Below are 22,948 nucleotides of genomic sequence, written 5' to 3'. Positions count from 1 at the left end.
CCATGGCGCAGTCGGATACAGTTGACAGGATTCTGGATGCGGCGGAAGAGCTGTTCGCCGAAAGGGGCTTTTCCGAAACCTCTCTCCGCATGATCACGGGTAAGGCCGGGGTGAATCTAGCTGCGGTCAATTACCACTTTGGTTCCAAGAAGTCGCTTATCCAGGCGGTATTCGCACGCTTCCTCACTCCCTTCTGTATTGCGCTGGAGGCGGCCTTTGATCGCCTGGAGGCGGAAACGGCTCCGAAGCCCCCCGATCTGGAGTCAGTGCTCCGCGTGCTCACCGCCACCCTGGTGGAAATGCCGCGCCAGCACGATCGCAGCATCGCCATCTACATGCGCCTGCAGGGGCTCGCCTATACCCAGTCCCAGGGGCACCTTCGCCGATTCCTGGAAGCCGAGTACAGCCACACTTTCGGCCGCTTCATGCGGCTCCTCAAAAACGCTACCCCGGAACTGTCCGCCGTGGAACGCTACTGGCGCAACCAGTTCATGCTGGGTGCCACAGCCTTCACCCTCTCCAGCAGTGATGCGCTCACTGAAATCCTCTGGAACAAACTGGGCGTTGAGACACCCAACGAGGAGATTGTGGACCAGCTCGTTCCCTTCCTTGCCGCGGGGATGCAGGCGCATACTGTTGCCCATGGCAACACAGGGAATTCCGACAGCGGTGCCTGACGGCGCTGATCCGGTTGAGCGGATCGAGCTGGACCTGGCCCGTCAGGTCATGACTCTGAGCGGGCGCACTGGTCCATGGCTCTGCTACCGCATTTCCACGGCCGCTGCCGGGCCCGGTCAGCAGGATGGTTCCGGTGGAACGCCTCTGGGGTGGCATCGCATTCGCTCCTGCATCGGCGCCGGCCAGCCCCGGGGCGCGGTCTTCCGCGGCCGGCGTCCCACCGGAGAGGTCTGGAGCCCGGAGCTCCATCAGGCGCATCCCGGGCGTGACTGGATACTCACGCGGATTCTCTGGCTTTGTGGCGAGGAACCCGGGTATAACCGCGGGGGCGCTGTTGATACCATGCGACGGTTCATTTACATCCATGGCACACCGGATACGGAGCCCATGGGGCAGCCGCTGTCCCATGGTTGTATCCGGATGCGCAATGATGACATTCTTCAGCTCTGGGAATGGGTACGCCCGGGCACGCCTGTCCTTGTTCAGTGAGGCCGGCCCGGGCTGTTCTTGTGTCGTTTAGGGAGGCCCGGTGAGCGGACCATTGATGATCGATCTCGAGGGGCCACGTCTCAGTGCCCCTGAGCGTGAACGACTTGCCCATGAGGCGGTGGGCGGGGTGATCCTGTTTACCCGTAACTATGAGTCACCGGCCCAGCTGCGGGCGCTGGTGCAGTCCATCCGCCAGATCCGGCCACGCATACTGATTGGCGTGGACCAAGAGGGTGGTCGGGTACAGCGCTTCCAGTCCGGGCTTACGCGCCTGCCACCGATGCGCAGTTTCGGCCTGACCTGGGAGCGTGACCCGGAGAATGGCCGTGCCATTGCCCATGCGGCCGGCTGGCTGATGGCCTCCGAGCTGCGTGACATGGATGTGGATTTCAGCTTCGCGCCGGTGCTGGATCTGGATCACGGGGTCTCCAGTGTCATCGGGGATCGCAGTTTCCATTCCGATCCACAGGTGGTGGCGGAACTCGCCGGCGCCTGGATTGAGGGTATGCATGAAGGCGGCATGGCGGCGGTGGGCAAGCACTTCCCCGGCCATGGGGCCATTGCGGCGGACTCCCACCACGAGCTGCCCAGCGACACGCGTACCCTGGAGCAGATTCTGGAGCACGACGCGGTGCCCTTCCGGGAGCTCGCGGAATCGCTTGATGCCGTCATGCCGGCGCATGTGGTCTATCCCGGTGTGGATGACCAGCCTGCCGGTTTCTCCCCGTTCTGGCTGAAAAACGTGCTTTCCCGAGAAGTGGGATTCCGTGGTGTCGTGATCAGCGATGATCTCACCATGACGGGAGCGGCGCTGGCCGGCGAACCGCCGGAACGGGCTCGGGCGGCCCTTGATGCCGGCTGTGACCTGCTGCTGGTCTGCAATGATCCTGAGGCGGCCGATGCCGTGGCCGCGAGCCTGAGCGAGGCCGGAGCGCGCGCTTCTGCCGGGTTGGTTTCTCTGCGGGGCAAACCGCTGCCGGGGCCACGCGGCGCCTTCCGCAGTACCGCCCGGTATCGTGACACCCGCGCGGCGCTGTTGCGGATGCTCGATGAGGCGCCCGCATGACGCTTTCCAGGATTGATGGTGTGCTGTCCGGTCTGGGGGTCACGCCGGAATTGCGCGGGCTGCTCTGGGTCGGTGTGATCCTGGTGGCCACCTTCGTGGTGGCGTTTGTCGTCTGGTGGGTGATCCGGGCGATTGAAAACAAGCTGCGGAACAACCGTAATCTCTGGGATGACGTCCTGATCCACGCCATACGGCGCCCGCTTTACTGGTACATCTGGCTTCTGGGCCTGTATTCCGCCTCGGAAGCTGGTGCGCGCTTCTACGAGCTTGATCTGCTCAACCTCAATGGGCTGGGGCTCAGGTTCGGTTTCATCCTGCTGCTGGTCTGGGCACTGCTGCGGTTCATACAGGGCACCGAGGAGCTGCTGGTCTCGAGCCGTGTTGCCGAGCCCATGGATTACACCACGGTTTCCGCCATTGGCAAGCTGTCCCGCGTCTCAGTGTTCGTGATCGCCGCCCTGGTCATCATCCAGAACCTGGGTTACAGCATTTCCGGCGTGCTGGCCTTCGGCGGCGTTGGCGGTATCGCTGTCGGCTTCGCGGCCAAGGACATGCTGGCGAATTTCTTCGGCGGGGCCGTCGTTTACATGGACAAACCCTTCAAGGTGGGCGAGTGGATACGCTCTCCCGATGCCAGCATTGAAGGCGTGGTGGAGCACATCGGCTGGCGGGTGACCCGTATCAGGACCTTTGAGCTGCGGCCGCTCTATGTTCCCAACGCCATTTTCACCACCATCTCAGTGGAGAATCCGTCCCGGATGATGAACCGTCGGATCTACGAGATGGTCGGGGTGCGCTACGATGATGTGGACATGGTCGATCCCATTGTCAGCGATATCCGCAGCATGCTGGAGGAGCATGAGGATATCGATGCCAACCAGTTCCTGATCGTCAACTTCACCGCGTTCAATGCCTCTTCGCTGGATATCATGGTCTATGCCTTTACCCACACACGCGAGTGGGTGGCGTACCAGAACGTGAAACAGGACGTGATGCTCCGCATCAGCAGGATCATCCGCGGGCATGGTGCGGAAGTGGCCTTCCCGACGCGTACCCTGCACATCGCCGGGGGAGGGCCCCAGGCCTTTCTGGGCGAGGGCGTGGCAGCGGAAGGCGAACAGCCTGCGACAGAAGGTGGACAAGCCAATGGGCAGCAGTGAGCCGGTATGGGGCATTATTGGCGGCACGGGGCTGACCGCCATTGATTCGCTGGTCGTTGATGAAACCCTCAAAGCCACGACGTTCTGGGGGGAGCCCTCGGCGCCTCTGCGCATCGGGCGCCTGGGCGGGCGGAAGGTGGTCTTTCTGGCTCGCCATGGTGATCCACACCGTATCCCGCCCCACCGGGTCAACTATCGCGCCAATATCGAGGCGCTCCGGCAGGTCGGAGTGGACCGGATCATCGCAGTGAACGCGGTTGGCTCCATCCATCCGGCCATGACCCCGGCCAGCCTGGTGCTGCCGGACCAGATCATTGACTACACTTGGGGGCGTGCGCCCAGCTTCCATGAGGAGAATCTGGAGCACGCGGTGCATGTGGACTTCACCTGGCCGTATTCCGAGTCAATCCGGGATGCCCTGCGGGCGGCAGCGGCGGAGGTGGGTGTGGTACCCCATGACGGCGGTGTCTACGCCTGTACCCAGGGGCCTAGGCTGGAGACGGCCGCGGAGGTCCGGCGCCTGGAGCAGGATGGTGCGGATATTGTGGGTATGACGGCGATGCCCGAGGCGGTTCTGGCCAGGGAGGCGGAGCTGGATTATGCCTGCATGGCACTGGTGGTGAACTGGGCCGCAGGCAAGACCCGTGAGGTCATCACCATGGACGACATCCGTTCGAACCTGGATGCGGGCATCGGGCGTGTCCTGCAGGTGCTGGAGGCCTGTCTCCGGGCGGATTGAGCGTCGCCCGCCGACCATCAACCCTCGTCTTCGTCTCCATCCTCTGTAGCAATCGGATGGAAGTAGACCACCAGGCCAAAGGTGGGCGCGTCCAGATAATGCACCTCCTCGCTGCGCATGCGCCGGTTTTCCGTCAGCCGGGTCAGCGTCTCCCTGAAGGCCGGGCTTTCGGGCGCCAGGTAGCGGGGCAGGGGCAGAATCAGCTCTGAGACCACCGGGAAGCGGGGAATGGGCGCCACATCAAGTGCGGGTTCGTTCAGGCGCGTGTCATTCAGCGAGGCTCGGACATGCAGGTAACGCCGGCGCTCGATCTGAAGGCTGCCCTGGATCCGCTGTTTACCCGCCTCATCCGCCGCGATATCCACGACCAGGGGAACGGTACGGTAGCCGTCCGGGAATGGGTTCTGCCATCCGGTGAAGGCCAGAACCCGGTAGCCGGAATCGTTCTCCAGTGCCCTGGCAATATTGTTGAGCCGGAGTTCTTCAAGGGGCAGTGCCACTATCTCAGGGGTCCGCTCCACGGGCGCGTCGGATTCCGCGTCGACACCGGCAGCGCTTCCGGGCTCCGGCGCCCATTGGCTGTCCACCCAAAGTGGAACGCCCCTTTCCGGCAGGGAAACGGGGTCATGGCGGTCCGGCAGCTGTTCGGGTTCTCCCAGCAGACGCTCGAACAGCAGCAGCTCCACCCGGTACAGCTCCGCCCCGGATGCTGGCATGGCAATGGTGCAGAGCAGCAGCATGCTGACCAGGATGCGGCGGGTTCCGCGACTCGGCACGGCAGTCTCCTCTATTGGGTTTCTTTGCTTTCCGTGGCGCGTTCTTCAAGGAGCGTCAGGAAGCGGTCAAGATCATTGAGTCTATCATCCGCGGTTTCCCCGTTCAGCCGGAACTTCAGCTGGTCGCCGCTTTCCAGCGCGTAGTCGCCGGGTGAACTCTGGACCAGCTCCACCAGCACCAGTGGATCCACCCGGGTATCGGCGCTGAATGCCATGGTGGCGGAGGAACCTGCTGCATCCACCTTGCTGATCCCGAGCGCTTCGGCCCGTATGCGCAGGCCGGTCTGGCGCACCAGGTTCTTCAGCGGTTCCGGCAGCAGGCCGAAGCGGTCGATGATTTCCACCTGCAGCTCCTTCAGCTGCTCCTGGCTCTGGGTGCTGGCCAGGCGCTTGTAGAGGATCAGGCGCTGGTGAACATCCGGCAGGTAGTCTTCCGGGATCAGGGCGGGGATGCGCAGGTTGATCTCGGTGCCGTGGCGGATGGGCAGATCCGCGTTGGGTGTGCGGCCCTCGCGGATGGCCTTCACGGCCTCGTCCAGAAGCTCCATGTAGAGGGTCAGGCCCACACCCTGGATCTGGCCGCTCTGATCATCCCCGAGCAGTTCGCCGGCGCCGCGGATCTCCAGGTCGTGGGTGGCGAGCATGAAGCCGGCCCCCAGGTCCTGGGCGGCGGCAATGGCATCCAGGCGTTTCTCTGCATCCCCGGTGATCTTCTTGCCCTCGGGAGTCAGCAGGTAGGCATAGGCCTGGTGATGGGATCGGCCGACCCGGCCGCGCAGCTGGTGGAGCTGGGCCAGACCGAAGCGGTCCGCGCGCTCGATGAGGATGGTGTTGGCGCTGGGAATGTCGATCCCCGTCTCGATGATGGTGGTGCAGATCAGCACGTTGAAGCGCTTGTGGTAGAAATCCGACATGATCTGCTCGAGCTCACGCTCGCGCATCTGGCCGTGCGCCACGCCCACCCTGGCTTCCGGAACCAGGGCCCGAACCTCTTCGGCGAGTCGCTCGATGGATTCCACGTCATTGTGCAGGTAGTAGACCTGGCCACCACGCAGGATCTCCCGGAGTATCGCTTCCTTGACCAGGGCATCCTCACGGCGGCGCACAAAGGTCTTCACCGACAGCCGCCGCGCCGGTGGCGTGGCAATAATGGACAGGTCCCGCAGGTTGCCCATGGCCATGTTGAGGGTGCGCGGGATGGGCGTGGCTGTCAGGGTGAGAACGTCCACCTGGGCGCGCAGCTGCTTGAGCTTTTCCTTCTGGTTGACGCCGAAGCGGTGCTCCTCGTCGATGATCGTCAGGCCCAGGTCAGGGAAGTTGAGGTCGCCCTGGAGCAGCTTGTGGGTACCGATGATGATGTCCGCCTCGCCCTCGGCGGCGCGGGCCATGGTTGCCTGTTGCTGTTTCTGGCTGCGGAAGCGGCTGAGCAGCTCCACGCGCACGCCGGTCTCCGCGAAACGGTCCCGGAAGGAGTCGTAATGCTGCTGGGCGAGAAGGGTGGTGGGTACGAGTACCACCACCTGTTTACCCGCGTGGGTGGCCAGGAAGGCGGCGCGCATGGCCACTTCCGTCTTGCCGAAGCCCACGTCGCCGCAGATCAGCCGGTCCATGGGCCGTTCACTGGCCATGTCCTGCTCCACGGCCTCAATGGCGGCCATCTGGTCCGGTGTCTCCTCGAACGGGAACTCGGCGCAGAAGGAATGGTAGGCGTCATCCGGTTGCGGGAAGGCGTGACCTTGGCTGGCTTCGCGCCGGGCGTACACATCCAGAAGCTCGGCGGCGGTGTCCCGGACCTTCTCCAGCGCTTTCTGCTTGGCCTGAGTCCATTTCTCGGAACCGAGCCGGTGCAGGGGCGCGGTGGCATCGTCCACACCGCTGTAGCGCGAGATCAGGTTCAGGTTGGAGACCGGCACATAGAGGTTGGCGCCGTTGGCGTACTGCAGGGTCAGGAACTCAGTGGGCTGGCCATCCACCTCAATGGTCTGCAGCCCCTGGTAGCGGCCGATGCCGTGGTCGATGTGCACTACGGGGGCACCCACGCGCAGCTCGGAAAGGTCCCGGATGCTGCCTTCGGTGTCCGAGTCCGTGGCGCGCTGGCGCCGCCGGCGCTGCATCACCCGCTGGCCGTAGAGTTCCGCTTCGGCAATGACGCAGAGCCCGGCCTCATTCAGCCAAGCTCCATGTTCCAGCGGGCCCGTACACAGTCCCACGGTGTCACTGGCGGCCTGGAACTGCTGCCAGTTATCGACCTCCCTGGGTTGCCAGCCGTACTGCCTTAACTGCTCCAGCAGCGCTTCGCGGCGGCCTGCGGAGTCGGCGGCAAAGAGCACCCGGGGCGAGCGTTCGTCCATGAAGGCCCGCAGTTTTGCCGCCGGATCCTCCGCCCTGGCGTCCAGTGCAATATCCGGCAGTGGGGCACAGGGCATGTTGAGCACACCGGCAGCCTGGGGTTGTTCCTCGGCGAACCAGGTAACCCGGGGCAGGCGTCGGATGTGCCGGAAGCATTCCTCGGTCCGGAGAAATACTTCCTTGGGGGCCAAGATTGGCCGGTAGCGGTCGTACCGGCGTTCCTCATAGCGTTCATCAACCTCCGCCTGGAAGTGATCCAGCGCACCCTGAAGTTCCGGGTCGGTCAGGACCAGGGACTGCTCCGGCAGGTAATCGAACAGGGTAGCGGTTTCGTCGAAGAAAAGCGGCAGGAAATACTCGATCCCCGGCGGACGTATGCCGGCGGCCACATCCTGATATACGGGCGCCTCGCGGGGTGCTTCCGGGAAGGCCTCGTTCCAGCGGCTGCGGAACCGCTGGCGGGAGCGTTCGTCCCAGGGGAATTCATGGGCTGGCAGCAGCTCGATGCGTTCAACCTGGTCAATGGAGCGCTGGGTTTCCGGGTCGAAGGTGCGGAGTGTTTCCACCTCGTCATCAAAGAGCTCAATCCGGTAGGGGAGATCAGCTCCCATGGGGTAGATGTCGAGAATTGAGCCGCGGACGGCGTACTCACCGTGTTCCTGGACGTTATCGGCATGCCGGTAGCCCACGGCCTCGAGCCGCTGGCGCCAGTCATCAATGGGCAGCGGGTCGCCGGTAGCCAGCATCAGGGTATTGCCCTCGGTGAACGCCGGTGGGGGCAGCCGGTGCATCAGGGTCCGGGCTGGCAGCACCAGCAAACCGCGCCTCATCCGGGGCAGGTTGTGCAGTGTCCGGATGCGCTGGGAAATGATCGCCTCGTGGGGCGAGAACATATCGTAAGGAAGTGTTTCCCAGTCAGGCAGTGAGAGCAGGGCCTCGTCCTGTTCATCGTCACGGTAGAACGCCAGTTCCTGTTCCAGCGCCTGGGCCTCGTCGGTGCTGCCGGTGATCACCAGCGTCAGCCCTGGGAAGCGCCGGCTGGCCTCAAGTATGGCCAGGGAGCGGGTGCTGCCGGGGAGCGAGCCCCAGTGACGGTGATCGCCACCGCCGGTGGGCGGGTCAACGGGCAGGAGCGGGGGCTGGGTGCTGGTCTGGTTCATCAACGCTGCATGGTCGGTGTGCGGAGGCGCCATTCTAAGGCCGAGACGCCACGCCTGCCACCCCGGCGGGGCGGGAGTTGATTGCGCCGGAGCGTTTTAAGCTGGATAATACGCCAGCCCGCAAGGGCAGAGGCCATGACCCGACATACACCCTGTTTCAGAGGACCCTGATCGTGAGCCAGGAGCAACTCAACCGCTACTTTTCCGATTGGACCGAGCGTGAAGCCATCGCCGAGGCCATGATTCCGCTGATCGGCCGTCTGTACCGCCGCAACAACGTGGTGACGTCCATGTACGGCCGGGCGCTGATCAACCAGTCGGTCATCAACATCCTCAAGGCACACCGATTTGTGCGCCAGATTGAGGCGGAAGAGCTGGATGTTCACGATACCTATCCGATCCTCGAGACACTGGACCGCCTGAATCTGGGCCAGGCGCACATCGACATCGGCAAGCTCGCGAACCAGTACAATGAGGTGCGCGACCAGCAGAGCCTGGAAGACTTCCTGCGTGAAGCGGTCAACCCGGTGGTCGACCGCTACGACGAGGAAGCCAGGGTGGCCAGCGAGAGCGACACCAAGGACATTGTCCTGTACGGCTTTGGCCGTATCGGCCGGTACCTGGCCCGCATCCTGGTGGAGAAGGCCGGCGGCGGGAACAACCTGCGCCTGCGTGCCATCGTCGTCCGCAAGGGCGGGGCCGAGAACGACCTGGAAAAGCGTGCCAGCCTGCTGCGCCGCGATTCCGTGCACGGCTCCTTCCGCGGCACCATTACGGTGGACGAGGAAAACGAGGCGATCATCGCCAATGGCAACTACATCAAGGTCATCTATTCCGACGGCCCGGACCAGGTGGATTACACCCAGTACGGCATCGACAACGCCATCATCATCGACAATACCGGTAAGTGGCGTGACGACGAAGGCCTTGGTCTGCATCTTAACTCCAAGGGTGCAAGCCGTGTTGTTCTGACAGCGCCCGGCAAGGGCAACATCAAGAACATCGTTCCAGGCATCAACAATGATCTGTACTCGGACGAGGATCGCATCCTCTCCGTGGCTTCCTGTACCACCAACGCCATTACCCCCGTGCTCAAGGCGGTAAAAGAGCAGTTCGGTATTGTTGATGGACACATGGAGACAGTCCATGCCTACACCAACGATCAGAACCTGATCGACAACTACCACAAGGGTGAGCGCCGGGGCCGCAGCGCACCGCTGAACATGGTCCTGACTGAGACCGGGGCCGCCAAGGCGGTTGCCAAGGCCCTGCCGGATCTGGACGGCAAGCTCACCGGCAACGCCATCCGGGTGCCCACCCCCAACGTGTCCATGGCCATTCTCAACCTGAACCTTGAGAAGGCCGCAACACGCGATGAGATGAACGAGTTCCTGCGGGATGTGGCGCTGCACTCGGATCTGCAGAAGCAGGTTGATTACGTGAGTTCCCCCGAGGTGGTGTCCTCCGATTTTGTGGGCTCCCGCCATGCGGGGGTTGTGGATGGTCAGGCCACGATCGCCAACGGTAACCGTGCCGTGCTCTACGTCTGGTATGACAACGAGGCGGGCTACAGCGCCCAGGTCATCCGGCTGGTGAGTGAAATGGCAGGCATGTCCTTCCCCATTTTCCCGGAGCGCGGCACCGCCGCGGATCACTGATCAACTCCATGGCACGCGGCCGGCCCGAGGGCGTCTCCCACCTATTGGGTAGTCGCTCCGGGCCGGTTCTGTGTGGAATCCTGGGCCTGGTATCTCTATAATTGGGCCGGTTTTTCACTCCATCCAGTTCTGATTGGGCAAAGCGAATGATCAAGATCAAGAAAGGCCTCGATCTTCCGATAACTGGCGCGCCCGAACCGACCATCGATCAGGGACGGCCTGTGAGGCATGTGGCCCTGACCGGCTTTGATTACATCGGCATGAAGCCGACTCTGAAGGTTCGGGAGGGCGACCAGGTCAAGCGTGGGCAGCTCCTTTTCACGGACAAGAAGAACGAAGGCGTTGTCTACACCGCCCCGGCTGGCGGTACCGTCCGTGAAATCAACCGCGGCGAACGGCGTGTTTTCCAGTCCCTCGTCATCGAAGTGGATGAGAATGAGGAGGCTGAGACCTTCAACCGTTACAGCGCTTCCGATATTGATGGGCTTGCCCGTCAGGACGTGGTGGACAACCTCGTCAATTCCGGCATGTGGACGGTGATCAGAACCCGCCCCTACAGCAAGGTGCCGGCCATTGACGCGCCGGAACCCCACGCCATTTTCGTTTCCGCGATGGACACCCATCCGCTGTCTCCGGATCCCCAGACCATCATTAACGAGGATCCCGAGGCGTTTGAGAACGGTCTGCGCGTGCTTTCCCGGCTGACCAGTGGCGCTGTCCATCTGGGGGGTGGTCCGGATGCCCGGATCCCGATGCCCAAGGGTGAGCAGTTCCAGCAGCATACGTTTGACGGCCCCCATCCCGCCGGCAATGTCGGTACCCATATCCACTTCATTGACCCCGTGGGTGGCGACAAGGTGGTCTGGACGGTGGGTTACCAGAATGTGATGGATATCGGCCGTCTGTTTACTACCGGTATGCTGCCCACGGAACAGATTGTGGCCATAACCGGCCCCTGTGCCGCAAAGCCGCGCCTGCTCCGCACCCGTATCGGTGCCAGCCTCGAGGAACTGCTCGAAGGTGAACTGGAGCAGGGGGACATGGATATCCGTCTGGTGAATGGCTCCGTTCTGGGCGGGCGCGCCGCGCGCGGGCCTGTCAGCTATCTGGCGCGGACAGCCACCCAAATCACCGCTCTGGAGGAGGGCTATCGCCGTTACTTCATGGGGTGGCTGTCACCTGGGCCGAACCGTTTTTCCCGTCTCAACATCTACCTGTCGAAGCTGATGCCGGGCAAGCGATTCAACTTCACCACCACAACCAATGGCTCGGAACGGGCCATGGTGCCGATCGGAGTCTACGAGGAGGTGATGCCCCTCGACATCCTGCCCACCCAGCTGCTGCGTTCGCTGATCGTTCAGGACACCGAACAGGCCCAGCAGCTCGGGGCACTGGAACTCGACGAGGAAGACCTTGCTCTGTGCACCTTCGTGTGCCCCGGCAAGTATGAGTTCGGGCCGATCCTCCGGCAGAATCTGACGCGCATTGAGATCGAGGGCTGATTCATGGGGCTGAGACAGATATTAGACCGGGTTGAACCGCATTTTGACGAAGGGGGGCGTTTTGAACGCTGGTATCCCCTGTACGAAGCGGTGGACACCATTTTCTACACACCGCCGTCTGTGACCCGGACCAACGCTCATGTGCGTGACGGGATTGATCTGAAGCGGATCATGATCACTGTTTGGTTCTGTGTTTTCCCCGCCATGTTCTTTGGCATGTGGAATGCGGGCTACCAGGCCAACACCTACCTGGCCGAGCAGGGTATGGCCATGACGGATGAGGGGCTGCGTGCCGCCTTCATCTCCGCATTGGCGGGCAATGACCCCAGCAGCATCTGGGATAACATCATCTTCGGTGCCGCCTATTTCGTTCCCATCTATTTCGTGACCTTTGTGGTTGGTGGTTTCTGGGAAGTTCTTTTTGCGACCGTGCGCAAGCACGAGGTCAACGAGGGCTTTTTTGTGACCTCCATTCTGTTCGCACTTATCCTGCCGCCAACCATTCCTCTGTGGCAGGTGGCGCTGGGCATCACCTTCGGTGTGGTCGTTGCGAAGGAAATCTTCGGGGGCACGGGCAAGAACTTCCTGAACCCGGCACTGACCGGCCGGGCGTTTCTGTACTTCGCGTATCCAGCCCAGATCTCGGGCAATGAGGTCTGGACGGCCGTGGATGGATTCAGCGGTGCAACCGCACTGAGCGTTGCCGCCTCCGATGGCCTGGAGGGGCTGAGTGATCACCTGACCTGGTTTGATGCCTTCTTTGGATTCATGCAGGGCTCGGTTGGCGAGACGTCAACACTGGCGATCCTGATCGGCGGTGCCGTGCTGCTGTTGATGAAGATCGCCAGTTATCGCATCGTATTTGGTACGCTGATTGGTTTGATCGGCACCGCGCTGCTGTTCAACGCGGTTGGCTCCGACAGTAATCCGATGTTCGAGATTCCGCCTCACTGGCACTTTGTGATCGGCGGCTTCGCGTTTGCCATGATGTTCATGGCGACGGACCCGGTGTCCGCGTCCATGACCAACACCGGGCGCTGGGTGTTCGGCATCTTCATCGGCGTGATGACGGTACTGATCCGGGTTGTGAATCCCGCATTCCCGGAGGGTGTGATGCTCGCGATCCTGTTCGCGAACCTGTTCGCGCCCTTCATCGACCACCTCGTCATTCAGGCGAATATCAAGCGGAGGCAGGCCCGTGTCGCAGTCTAACGATACCGTCAGCAAGATCCTGATCGTCGCCGTAACGCTCAGCATCGTCTTCTCCGTGATTGTCTCCGGCGCGGCGGTTACGCTGCGCCCGGCCCAGGAGCGCAACGAGGCGCTGAGCACACGCTCCAACATGCTCGCCGCGGCCGGAATCATTGAGGCGGATGCGTCCAATGATAAGGTCGCGGAAACCTTTGAGCGGTTTGAAGTACTGCTGGTGGAGATGGGAACGGGGGAGACGGTTTCTCCCGAAACAGTCAAGGCGGAGTCCGCGGAATCCTATGACCAGCGCCGGGCTGCCCGCGATCCGGACATATCCCGGGGGCTGCAGGATGATCCGGCCGGCATCAACCGGCAGGCGACCTATCGCAAGGCCTTCGTCCTGAAGGATAATGGCTCGGTGGAGCGGGTGGTTCTTCCGATCCACGGCTATGGACTCTGGTCAACAATGTACGGTTTCCTGGCCCTTGAAGGGGATGGGAACACCGTTGCCGGGCTCCGTTTCTACGAACACGGCGAGACCCCGGGGCTGGGGGCGAAGATCCAGAGCCCTGATTGGGTTGCCAAGTGGAAGGGCAAGGAGATCTACGAGCCGGGCAACTGGCAGAACCCCAATTTCCGTCTGATCAAGGGCGGTGTGGGCGAGAACACCGAGGGTCGCGAACACAAGGTGGATGCGCTTTCCGGGGCAACGCTGACATCCCGGGGGGTGGAAAGCACGATCAATTTCTGGCTTGGCGAGCGGGGCTACGCGCCTTTCCTCGCCAGGGTGCGCAACGGGGAGATCTGATCCATGGCGGAACTGAAAACCAAAGACGTCCTGTTTGGACCCATACTGCACAACAACCCGATCGCACTTCAGATCCTGGGTATTTGTTCGGCTCTGGCCGTTACCTCCAGTGTTACAGTCAGTCTGGTAATGTGTGCTTCCGTGATCGCGGTGACCTGTGCCTCCAACTTTGCGGTATCGCTGATCCGCAAACAGATCCCGAGCAGTATCCGGATCATTGTCCAGATGACCATCATTGCTTCCCTGGTCATTGTCGTGGACCAGTTCCTCAAGGCGTTCGCCTACGAGATCAGCAAGCAGCTGTCGGTGTTCGTGGGGCTGATCATCACCAACTGCATCATTCTTGGCCGGGCTGAAGGCTTCGCGATGCAGAACGGGCCCTGGCTGAGCTTTGTGGACGGGCTCGGTAACGGCATAGGATACAGTGTGATCCTGATCGTAGTGGCCACCTTCCGGGAGATCCTGGGTGCGGGTACCTGGATGGGCTTCACCGTTCTGCCGCTGGCCAGTGAGGGTGGCTTCTATGTCCCGAACGGCCTGATGCTGCTGCCGCCGAGTGCTTTCTTCCTGATTGGCTTCTTCATCTGGGCTGTGCGGATCTGGGATCCGGACCAGGTTGAGGAAGAGGAGTTTGAGATGCAGCCCCATAAAGTACGGGAGGCGTTCTGATGGAACACTATATCAGCCTCATCCTCCAGGCGGTTTTCGTCGAGAACCTGGCGCTGGCCTTCTTCCTGGGGATGTGTACCTTTCTGGCCATTTCCAAGAAGGTCGAGGCGGCTCTGGGACTGGGGATCGCTGTGGTCGTGGTGCTCACCATTTCAGTGCCGGTGAACAACCTCATCTACAACTATGTCCTGCGTGATGGCGCCCTGTCCTGGGCTGGGCTGCCCAACATGAACCTGAGCTTTCTCGGGCTTCTGACCTACATCGGCGTGATCGCGGCGCTGGTACAGATTTTGGAGATGTTCCTGGACCGTTACGTGCCGGCACTTTACAGCGCGCTCGGGGTCTTTCTGCCGCTGATTACGGTGAACTGTGCCATCCTGGGTGCATCGCTGTTCATGGTCGAGCGTGACTATGCGTTTGGTGAGAGTGTGGCCTATGGCTTTGGCGCCGGCGTCGGCTGGGCCCTGGCCATCGTGGCACTGGCGGGTATCCGTGAGAAGCTCAAGTACAGTGACGTCCCGCCGGGACTGCGTGGGCTCGGTATCACATTCATTACCGTGGGGCTGATGTCGCTCGGTTTCATGTCCTTCTCGGGCATATCGCTGTAGTACGGCGTATTCGGATTCAAGGCAGAAGGCGGAGTCATGGTTACAGAAATCATACTGGGCGTGGTGATGTTCACCGTGATCGTCCTGTCGCTGGTCGCGATCATCCTTGGTGCGCGGGCGCGACTGGTCAGTTCCGGTGATATAGAGATCGAGGTCAACGGCGACCCGGAACACAGTTTCACGACACAGGGCGGCGGCAAGCTGCTGGGCAAGCTTGCCGAACAGGGGATCTTCCTGTCGTCCGCTTGTGGCGGTGGTGGCAGCTGCGGCCAGTGCGTGTGCAAGGTTCACGAGGGCGGTGGCGCTGTGCTGCCGACGGAGAAGAACCATTTCACGCCACGGGAGCAGCGCGAAGGCTGGCGCCTCTCCTGCCAGGTGCCCGTGAAGCAGGACATGAAGGTTGAGGTGCCGGAGGAGTTCTTCGGTGTGCGTAAGTGGGAGTGCACGGTCCAGTCGAACCACAACGTGGCCACCTTCATCAAGGAAACTATCCTCAACCTGCCGGAAGGCGAGGAAGTGGACTTCCGCGCCGGCGGCTATGTGCAGTTCGAGGCGCCGCCGCACGAGGTGCACTTCAAGGATTTCGACGTGGAGGAGGAGTACCACGAGGATTGGGACAAGCACGGTCTCTGGGACATCAAGTCGGTGGTTAAGGAAGACATCGTGCGGGCCTACTCAATGGCCAACTACCCGGAAGAGAAGGGCGAGCTGCGCTTCAACATCCGTATCGCAACGCCACCGCCCGGTACCAGCCATCCGCCGGGGCAGATGTCGTCCTACGTGTTCTCCCTGAAACCGGGCGACAAGATGACGGTCATGGGTCCCTTCGGCGAGTTCTTTGCCAAGGATACCAACGCGGAGATGTGTTTCATCGGTGGTGGTGCTGGTATGGCGCCAATGCGGGCGCATATCTTCGACCAGCTCAAGCGGATCAACACCAACAGGAAGATCACCTTCTGGTATGGCGCGCGCAGCAGGCGTGAGATGTTCTATGTTGAGGACTTTAACCAGCTTCAGGAGGACTATGACAACTTCACCTGGCATGTGGCGTTGTCCGATCCACTGCCCGAGGACGAATGGGAAGGCGATGTCGGCTTTATCCATAATGTCCTCTATGAGAACTACCTGAAGCACCATGAGGCACCCGAGGACATTGAGTACTACATGTGTGGGCCACCCATCATGAATGCGGTGACCATCAAGATGCTCAAGGATCTGGGCGTCGAGGATGAGAACATAGCCCTGGATGATTTCGGGGGCTGACCCCGAGAACACCCGGCCAAGGCCGGGTGTTTTTGGTTGAATCCGCGGCCGGCGGGGCGTCAACATGGCCTTGGGCGGATCGTGTTAGGGAGGTAAGCATGTTTGTGACATTTGTACTGGCACTGGTTCTGGTAATGGTGCTGATTGCCGGCATGTCGATCGGTGTGATCTTCGGGCGCAAGCCCATCAGCGGCTCCTGCGGGGGCGTTGGCAATCAGGTTGGCGGCGGCAGCGGCTGTTCCGTCTGCGGGCGATCATCAGGAAGCTGCGCCGACGATGAAGAGGCGCCGGACGCTGGAGAAGCGGAGAGCCTTACCTACAATGCAGACAGCGACCGGCGAACCTGAACGGCACCGGTTACTGAATTCAGGCAGACAGAGGAGTGATTGAGCGGATGTCGGATCAGCATTTTGATGTTGTAGTGATTGGTGCCGGACCCGCGGGTGAAGGGGCCGCCATGAACGCAGCAAAGAACGGTCGGCGGGTTGCCATTGTGGATGACAAGCAGACCGTCGGTGGCAATTGCACCCACTGGGCGACCATTCCGTCCAAGGCCCTGCGTTACTCGGTCAAGCAGATCATCAACTTCAACACCAATCCGATGTTCCGCGATATCGGGGAGCCGCGCTGGTTCTCTTTCCCGCGTGTGCTGCAGAATGCCGAACGCGTACGCAACAAGCAGGTTAAGCTGCGCACTGCCTTCTATGCCCGTAACCGGGTCCAGCGCTTTCACAGCCGTGCACGTTTCCTCGATCAGAACCAGCTGGAATTGCATGATGAGGAGACCGGTGGGCAGCGGATCACGGCAGACAGTTTTGTGATCGCCACGGGCTCCTCGCCGTATCTGCCGCCGGACGTGGATTTCTCACACGACCGGATCTACAACAGTGACTCGATCCTGACGCTGTCGCATACGCCGCGCACCATCACCATTTATGGCGCGGGCGTGATCGGCTGCGAATACGCGTCCATCTTCTGCGGACTGGGCGTGAAGGTTGATCTGATCAACCCCGGAAGCCGTCTCCTGTCCTTCCTGGATGATGAGATCTCGGACGCACTCAGTTATCACCTGCGGAATAACGGCGTGCTGGTCCGTCATAACGAGAAATACGAGTCGGTGGAGGGGGATGACCACGGTGTGGTGCTGAACCTTGAATCCGGCAAGAAGGTACGGTCCGATGCCTTCCTCTGGTGCAACGGCCGGAGCGGCAACACTGGATCCCTGGGCCTTGAGAATGTGGGTCTGGAAACCAATTACCGTGGCCAGCTGGCCGTGGACGATCACTACCGGACCCAGGTTCCGAACATTTATGCCGTTGGCGATGTGATCGGCTGGCCCGGGCTCGCCAGCGCCGCCTACGATCAGGGCCGCTCCGCCTCGTCGGACATCATGGCGGACCGCTACTTCCGTTATGTGGACGACGTACCCACCGGTATCTACACCATTCCGGAAATCAGTTCCGTGGGTAAGACTGAAAGGGAGCTCACGGAAGCCAAGGTGCCCTATGAAGTCGGGCAAGCGTTCTTCAAGGACCTGGCCCGGGCGCAGATTTCCGGGGATCCGGTGGGCATGCTCAAGCTGCTGTTCCACAGGGAGACCAAGGAACTTATGGGCATCCACTGTTTCGGTGACCAGGCAGCGGAGATCGTCCACATCGGACAGGCGATCATGAACCAGCCTGGTGAGGCGAACACCCTGGATTACTTCATCAATACCACCTTCAACTACCCCACCATGGCGGAAGCCTACAGGGTGGCGGCTCTCAACGGTCTCAACCGGATTTTCTGAGAGAGGGGTCCGGGTCTGTGGCGGCTTCAGGGCCGCGCAGGCTCTCCACCTGATGGCCCAGCCGGCGCCGGTTCTCAAAGTAGACCAGGGCGCTGGTCGGGTAGTCCGTGATCACGGACGCCACGCCAATTTTCTCCAGCTCCAGCATGTCGTGGATCCGGTTGACCGTCCATGTGGACACGCTCATGCCTTTGTTGCGGGCGTCGCTGACCAGGCCCTCGCTGCAGATCCGGTAATTGCAGCACAGGTACTGGCAGTCGAGGCTCTTGGCCTGGCGGACCGGAGAGGGGAAGCGCCTTTCCGCCACATAGCCCAGGCTTACCCGCCGATCCAGCCTGCGGGCTGAACGCAGGAAGCCGGTGTTGCTCGAGGTCAGGGTGATCCGCTCGTAGAGGTTCTCACGCTGGATCCACTCAATCAGGCGGTTGCAGAGCCGGTTGAGCCGGCCGCGGTCATCGGATTTCACTTCCAGCTGCAGGTGTCTGTAGTCGGGGCAGGCCCGCACCACGTCATCGAGGCTGGGAATGCCCGTGGCGTGGTGCCAGTTCGCGGTGTTCTGGCGGGCATCCAGGGTGCTCATCTCCAGGGCGGAGACCGAGCTGACGGTGCGGTCGCTGCCCGTGGTCCTCAGCAGGGAGCGATCGTGAATGACCACGGGAACGCCGTCCTGGGAAAGAAGGATGTCCATCTCAAAGCGGCGAATGCCGTGGCGGTAAGCGTGCATGAAGCCGGCAAGGGTGTTCTCGGGTGCTTCGCCTTTGGCGCCGCGATGACCGTAGATCAGCATGGACGCGGATGCCTCCTTCATCCGTTATCGGTGTAGAGAGCGCGCCGTTTTCGGTACGTCTCGTGGCAGAGTTCAACGTCTTTCAGGAACCGGGGCAGATCCCGGGGCAGCAGTGCCTGGGGACCGTCCACCAGGGCTTTTTCCGGGTTTGGATGGAAGTCCGCCAGGATCATGTTGGCCCCGGCGATCACGCCCTGCGCTGTGGCATGGACGATATCGGACATCCCATCCGGTGCCCGGTCACGGACACCCACCGAGTGTGACGGGTCAATGCAGACCGGCATGCGGGTGAGGCGCTTGACCACCGGAATGTGGGCAAAATCCACCAGGTTGCGGTGCGGGTTGCCGGCCTCGGTCTTCATGCCCCTGAGGCAGAAGATCACATTGGTGTTGCCCTCGGTGGCCAGGTATTCAGCCGCATTCAGGGATTCGTTCAGGGTGATGCCGAATCCGCGCTTGAGCAGCACCGGAAAGGTGCTCTGGCGGCCCAGGGCTTTGAGCAGCTCGAAGTTCTGGGTGTTGCGGGTCCCCACCTGGAGCATCACGCCTGTCGGGTGCCCGGTCTGCTCAAGTGCCTGCTTGATCTCATGCACGTGGTTCTCGTGGGTCACCTCCATGGCGACCACCCGGATGTCGTACTGGCCTGCAAGTTCGAATACCCAGGGCAGGCAGTCCGCACCATGGCCCTGGAAGGAATAGGGGTTGGTGCGGGGCTTGTACGCGCCCATCCGGGTGCACTGCTGACCGTTGTCCTTAAGGGCCCTGAGCATCTCCTCCACGTGGGTCGGGTTGTCTACCGCGCACAGGCCGGCAAAGACATTGAGGTTGTCCTGGTCGAAGTGGATGCCGTTGTAGTCGAAACCGGTCTGGCGTTCGGCGTCACTGTGCCTACCGAGGACCCGGAAGTCGTCGGAAATGCGGATGACCCGCTCGACGGCGGGCAGTGCTTCAATTTCCCCGGCATCCAGAGCCTTGGTGTCGCCGATCAGGTAGACCTCGGTCAGTGTCTGCTGGCTTCCGAGCACGTCATGAACCCGGACCTCGACATTACTGAGCTGATCGAGGAAGTTCATGGTCTCGCGGTATGCGTCGCTGTCGCGATCCGTATCCGGATGAAGTATCAGTAGCATGGGCCCTCCGGGTCTCTGTATGGCGTTCAGGCGGCCTGGATCCAGTCTCCCAGATTCTTTTCCAGCTGACGCTGGTCGGCGGCAAAGCGCCGGATGCCTTCAGCCAGCTTATCGGTGGCCATGGCATCCTCATTGAGATGCCAGCGGAAGCCGCTCTCATCCAGCGGGGCATGGGATTCCTTGCAGCTTGTGTTCCCGGGGTCCAGGCGCCGCTCCAGCGTGCCGGTATCCTGTGACAGCGATTCCAGAAGCTGCGGGCTGATCGTCAGCCGGTCACAGCCGGCCAGGTGCTCGATCTCGCCCTGGTTGCGGAAGCTCGCCCCCATGACAATGGTTTGGTAGCCGTGCGCCTTGTAATAGTCGTAGATGCGCTGTACCGAGCGCACACCGGGGTCCTCGGCTGGGGTGATGGCGTCCTGGCCGGTCTGCGCCAGATGCCAGTCAAGAATCCGCCCCACAAAGGGTGAGATCAATGTGGCGCCAGCGTCGGCACAGGCCCTCGCCTGGGTGAATGAGAACAGCAGTGTCAGGTTGCACGCAATACCTTCGCGCTCCAGCACCCGGGCGGCCTGGATGCCCTCCCAGGTGGCGGCGATCTTGATCATGACCCTGTCTGTATCCACGCCCCGCTGGCGATAGAGTTGCGTAAGCTCCCGCGCCCGGGCGATGGTGGCATCGCGGTCGAACGACAGGCGCGCGTCCACTTCGGTGGAGACCATTCCCGGCACGCTCTGCAGGATCTGTTCTCCAGCCAGAACGGCGAGGCAGTCACCGGCGAGAACAGGGTCCGGAGAGGTACTCCGGCCCTGCTCCCGGGCCCAGTCCAGTGCCTGTTCCACCAGGTGGCGATAGGCGTCCGAGGACACGGCCTTGAGCAGCAGCGACGGGTTGGTTGTGGCATCCCTGGGCTGCCACTGGCGTATGGCGTCCAGATCACCGGTGTCGGCGACCACGGTGGTCATTTGACGAAGCTGATCAAGTTTGGAAGTCATCGGCTGGTTGCGTCCATTGTGCATCCGGGTGTAAGGAACCCTGAAGGGTAACCCGAGTCACGATAGCGCGCTGTCGCCGGTGTCACAAGCGCGGAATCCGCCAGTCAGGCGGCATCGGCCTTTTCCCGGACCAGGCTCAGCGCATCTTGGACAACCCCGGTGCCGGCCCCGGCGCGATGGGCGTTCTCACTGAGATGGCGACGGAATTGGCGGCCACCCGCACAGCCGTGGAAAAGGTTCATGATGTGACGGGTCATGGCCTGCAGGGGAACCCCCTCGGCCAGGCGCCGCTCCAGATAGGGGATGAACCGCTCGATGGCCTCTGCGCGCGTGATGCAGGGATCTGGTGCGCCGTAGATCTCCGGGTCCACGCGGCTCAGCAGCCAGGGCTGCTGATAGGCGGCACGGCCGATCATGACGCCGTCCACGTACTGGAGCTGCTCACGAATGGCGTCCATCTGCCAGAAACCGCCGTTGATGATGATTTCCAGCTGGGGGAAGCGTTCCCGCAGGGCATGGACCCAGTCATACTTCAATGGCGGCACCTCTCGGTTCTCCTTGGGGCTGAGTCCCTGAAGGATGGCAATGCGGGCATGAACCATGAAGGTGCGGCATCCGGCCTCCGCGACCCGTTCAATGAAGTGGACCAGATCCTCCCACTGCTCGTGGCCGTCGATGCCGATACGGTGTTTGACGGTGACGGGCAGGGTTGTGCTGGCCTTCATGGCGGCCACAGCGCGGGCAACGGTGTCCGGTTCCGCCATCAGGCAGGCGCCGATACGGTTGTTCTGGACGCGGTCACTGGGGCAGCCCACGTTCAGGTTGACCTCATCATAGCCCCAGGCTTCGGCCATGGCCGCGCACTGGGCCAGTTCCGCCGGGTCCGCGCCTCCCAGCTGCAGGGCGATGGGGTGCTCCTCCGCGTCATAGTCCAGGAAGCGTGCCCGGTCGCCATGGATGAGGGCGCCGGTGGTTACCATTTCGGTGTATAGCAGGGCATGACGGGTCAGGCCCCGGACGAACCAGCGGTAGTCCCGGGTGGTGTGATCCATCATGGGTGCGATGCTGAAACGGCGATCCGGTTCCGGGTGCTGCATGCCGGTCTACTTATCCTTGGATGGTTGTTCGGGGCGGCAGCGGCTCACCGCCTCCGCAAGGGACTCCAGGAACGCTGTATAGCCACCCACTTCGACAGGGGTGTCACCCCCGATGGGATCCCAGCGGCTGACAGCGAGGGGCTGGGGCACATCAAGGCCGCGCCACCAGTCACCGCCGAGCTGGGTTTCCGTCATGATACAGGGGAATCGGGCCTCTTCAAGGGACTGCTGGAGGCCCGCGATGTGTCGTGCACTGGGGCTGCGTTCAGGGTTGCTGGTGAGCGTGCCGGCGATGGTCAGCCCGAAGTGGTCCGCGAAATAGTGGAACGCATCGTGATAGGTGAACAGCGTGATCATCTGCAGGGGGTCAAGCTGTGCACGGATGCGCTCTTCAGTCTCATGCAGACGGTCCTCAAAGCGTCTGTGATTGCGTTCAATGGCCTGTCTGTCCACCCCGTCCAGCTGGTCAAGGGTTTCCCTGGCACGCTCGGCCATGGCAAGGGCCCGTTCCGGGGACAGCCAGACATGGGGGTCCTCGCCGGTGCCGTGATGGCCGTGCTCATCATTTTCCGACTGGCCCTGGGGCTCCCCGACCAGTGTCCGCGCCTTGCCGGACAGCGTGCTGTCACTCATGGTTCCCTGCAGGAACGGTTCCAGCCCGGCTCCCAGCCAGTAGATGCGATCCGCCTCCGCCAGGCTGCGGCGCTCAGAGGGCCGCATGCTGTAGTGATGGGGGCTGACATCTGCGGGCACCAGGGCCTGGACATCCGCCTGCTCAGCCGCCACCTCCTTGACGATCAGTGCCAGGGGGTGGGTGCTGGTAACAACAAGGGGGCGCTCCGCCCAGGCGGGCGTGGCCATGAGGCCCAGAAGGAGTATCAGCAGGTACAGCAGATTTCGATCAGTCATAGAGCGTTATAACATAACATATCAGTGGAGGCTGCATTCTATCCAATCAGGGCGTAAACGACCATAGGTGAGGATACGGAAGGACGACCCGGCCCGGTGGAGACGTTATAATGCGCGCTTTCATTGAG

Annotated in this window: 21 protein-coding genes; 14 read left to right on the top strand and 7 right to left on the bottom strand. The window is 62.0% G+C overall.

Annotation, left to right across the window (positions count from 1 at the left end; translation table 11 throughout):
* Positions 1 to 2 precede the first annotated feature (2 nt).
* Genes H4I92_RS16325 through H4I92_RS16305 form a run of 5 tightly spaced genes read left to right on the top strand, consistent with a single transcriptional unit; the run spans position 3 to position 4,132 of the window.
* Entirely contained in the window at positions 3 to 677 is a 675-nt protein-coding gene (locus H4I92_RS16325; protein WP_077531571.1) for a TetR/AcrR family transcriptional regulator, read from the top strand.
* Positions 643 to 1,167 carry a L,D-transpeptidase gene (locus H4I92_RS16320; protein WP_077531570.1) on the top strand — a complete coding sequence of 175 codons (525 nt, stop codon included), beginning with the start codon at positions 643 to 645 and terminating at the stop codon, positions 1,165 to 1,167. The genes H4I92_RS16325 and H4I92_RS16320 overlap by 35 nt, the downstream gene beginning before the upstream one ends.
* 40 nt (positions 1,168 to 1,207) lie before the next feature.
* Entirely contained in the window at positions 1,208 to 2,233 is a 1,026-nt protein-coding gene (gene nagZ, locus H4I92_RS16315) for a beta-N-acetylhexosaminidase (protein ID WP_245800952.1), read from the top strand.
* Positions 2,230 to 3,393: a mechanosensitive ion channel family protein gene (locus tag H4I92_RS16310; RefSeq protein ID WP_077531568.1), complete on the top strand. Its 1,164-nt coding sequence runs from the start codon at positions 2,230 to 2,232 to the stop codon at positions 3,391 to 3,393. The genes nagZ and H4I92_RS16310 overlap by 4 nt, the downstream gene beginning before the upstream one ends.
* Positions 3,380 to 4,132, top strand: coding sequence for an S-methyl-5'-thioinosine phosphorylase (locus H4I92_RS16305; protein ID WP_077531567.1), 753 nt, complete (start codon positions 3,380 to 3,382; stop codon positions 4,130 to 4,132). Before H4I92_RS16310 ends, H4I92_RS16305 begins: the two co-directional genes overlap by 14 nt.
* Positions 4,133 to 4,149: 17 nt before the next feature.
* Here H4I92_RS16305 and H4I92_RS16300 read toward each other — a convergent pair whose 3' ends face one another.
* Positions 4,150 to 4,908 (bottom strand): CsiV family protein, encoded by a 759-nt coding sequence (locus H4I92_RS16300; protein WP_077531566.1) that lies wholly within the window; start codon positions 4,906 to 4,908, stop codon positions 4,150 to 4,152.
* Between the two features lie 11 nt (positions 4,909 to 4,919).
* Positions 4,920 to 8,417, bottom strand: a complete 3,498-nt coding sequence (gene mfd / locus H4I92_RS16295; RefSeq protein WP_077531565.1) for a transcription-repair coupling factor — start codon at positions 8,415 to 8,417, stop codon at positions 4,920 to 4,922.
* Positions 8,418 to 8,590: 173 nt separating this feature from the next.
* Between mfd and H4I92_RS16290 the strand changes: the two genes are divergently transcribed.
* The 9 genes from H4I92_RS16290 (at position 8,591) to sthA (ending at position 17,905) form a co-directional block, all read left to right on the top strand.
* Complete coding sequence (locus tag H4I92_RS16290) at positions 8,591 to 10,075, top strand: glyceraldehyde-3-phosphate dehydrogenase (protein WP_077531817.1); 1,485 nt, start codon at positions 8,591 to 8,593, stop codon at positions 10,073 to 10,075.
* Positions 10,076 to 10,221: 146 nt separating this feature from the next.
* Entirely contained in the window at positions 10,222 to 11,577 is a 1,356-nt protein-coding gene (locus H4I92_RS16285) for a Na(+)-translocating NADH-quinone reductase subunit A (RefSeq protein WP_077531564.1), read from the top strand.
* A gap of 3 nt (positions 11,578 to 11,580) precedes the next feature.
* A complete protein-coding gene (locus H4I92_RS16280) occupies positions 11,581 to 12,789 on the top strand; it encodes an NADH:ubiquinone reductase (Na(+)-transporting) subunit B (RefSeq protein ID WP_077531563.1) in 1,209 nt (402 codons plus the stop codon).
* On the top strand, positions 12,776 to 13,576 hold the full coding sequence (locus H4I92_RS16275; protein ID WP_077531562.1) for a Na(+)-translocating NADH-quinone reductase subunit C: 801 nt from the start codon (positions 12,776 to 12,778) through the stop codon (positions 13,574 to 13,576). Before H4I92_RS16280 ends, H4I92_RS16275 begins: the two co-directional genes overlap by 14 nt.
* 3 nt (positions 13,577 to 13,579) lie before the next feature.
* Positions 13,580 to 14,245 (top strand): NADH:ubiquinone reductase (Na(+)-transporting) subunit D, encoded by a 666-nt coding sequence (locus tag H4I92_RS16270; RefSeq protein ID WP_077531561.1) that lies wholly within the window; start codon positions 13,580 to 13,582, stop codon positions 14,243 to 14,245.
* On the top strand, positions 14,245 to 14,853 hold the full coding sequence (nqrE, locus tag H4I92_RS16265; protein WP_077531560.1) for an NADH:ubiquinone reductase (Na(+)-transporting) subunit E: 609 nt from the start codon (positions 14,245 to 14,247) through the stop codon (positions 14,851 to 14,853). The genes H4I92_RS16270 and nqrE overlap by 1 nt, the downstream gene beginning before the upstream one ends.
* 36 nt (positions 14,854 to 14,889) lie before the next feature.
* Positions 14,890 to 16,116 (top strand): NADH:ubiquinone reductase (Na(+)-transporting) subunit F, encoded by a 1,227-nt coding sequence (nqrF, locus tag H4I92_RS16260; RefSeq protein WP_077531559.1) that lies wholly within the window; start codon positions 14,890 to 14,892, stop codon positions 16,114 to 16,116.
* 98 nt (positions 16,117 to 16,214) lie between these two features.
* Complete coding sequence (locus H4I92_RS16255) at positions 16,215 to 16,463, top strand: (Na+)-NQR maturation NqrM (RefSeq protein ID WP_077531558.1); 249 nt, start codon at positions 16,215 to 16,217, stop codon at positions 16,461 to 16,463.
* Positions 16,464 to 16,510: 47 nt separating this feature from the next.
* Complete coding sequence (gene sthA / locus H4I92_RS16250; protein ID WP_077531557.1) at positions 16,511 to 17,905, top strand: Si-specific NAD(P)(+) transhydrogenase; 1,395 nt, start codon at positions 16,511 to 16,513, stop codon at positions 17,903 to 17,905.
* On the opposite strand, the gene H4I92_RS16245 is transcribed toward sthA, so the two are convergent.
* The 5 genes from H4I92_RS16245 to H4I92_RS16225 all read right to left on the bottom strand — a co-directional run bounded on the left by H4I92_RS16245 (position 17,889) and on the right by H4I92_RS16225 (position 22,820).
* On the bottom strand, positions 17,889 to 18,692 hold the full coding sequence (locus H4I92_RS16245; RefSeq protein ID WP_077531556.1) for a glycerophosphodiester phosphodiesterase: 804 nt from the start codon (positions 18,690 to 18,692) through the stop codon (positions 17,889 to 17,891). The genes sthA and H4I92_RS16245 overlap by 17 nt on opposite strands.
* 17 nt (positions 18,693 to 18,709) lie before the next feature.
* A complete protein-coding gene (locus H4I92_RS16240; protein ID WP_077531555.1) occupies positions 18,710 to 19,822 on the bottom strand; it encodes a 3-deoxy-7-phosphoheptulonate synthase in 1,113 nt (370 codons plus the stop codon).
* A gap of 26 nt (positions 19,823 to 19,848) precedes the next feature.
* Positions 19,849 to 20,814: a transaldolase gene (tal, locus tag H4I92_RS16235; protein ID WP_077531816.1), complete on the bottom strand. Its 966-nt coding sequence runs from the start codon at positions 20,812 to 20,814 to the stop codon at positions 19,849 to 19,851.
* 104 nt (positions 20,815 to 20,918) lie between these two features.
* Positions 20,919 to 21,911, bottom strand: a complete 993-nt coding sequence (gene dusA / locus H4I92_RS16230; RefSeq protein ID WP_077531554.1) for a tRNA dihydrouridine(20/20a) synthase DusA — start codon at positions 21,909 to 21,911, stop codon at positions 20,919 to 20,921.
* 6 nt (positions 21,912 to 21,917) lie between these two features.
* Positions 21,918 to 22,820, bottom strand: a complete 903-nt coding sequence (locus H4I92_RS16225) for a zinc ABC transporter substrate-binding protein (protein ID WP_077531553.1) — start codon at positions 22,818 to 22,820, stop codon at positions 21,918 to 21,920.
* Positions 22,821 to 22,948 lie beyond the last annotated feature (128 nt).

Source organism: Vreelandella halophila (assembly GCF_019903425.1).
Lineage (GTDB): Bacteria > Pseudomonadota > Gammaproteobacteria > Pseudomonadales > Oleiphilaceae > Halospina > Halospina halophila.
The sequence above is the reverse complement of the archived record's forward strand: the minus strand, read 5'-3'. Positions and strand labels throughout refer to the sequence as shown.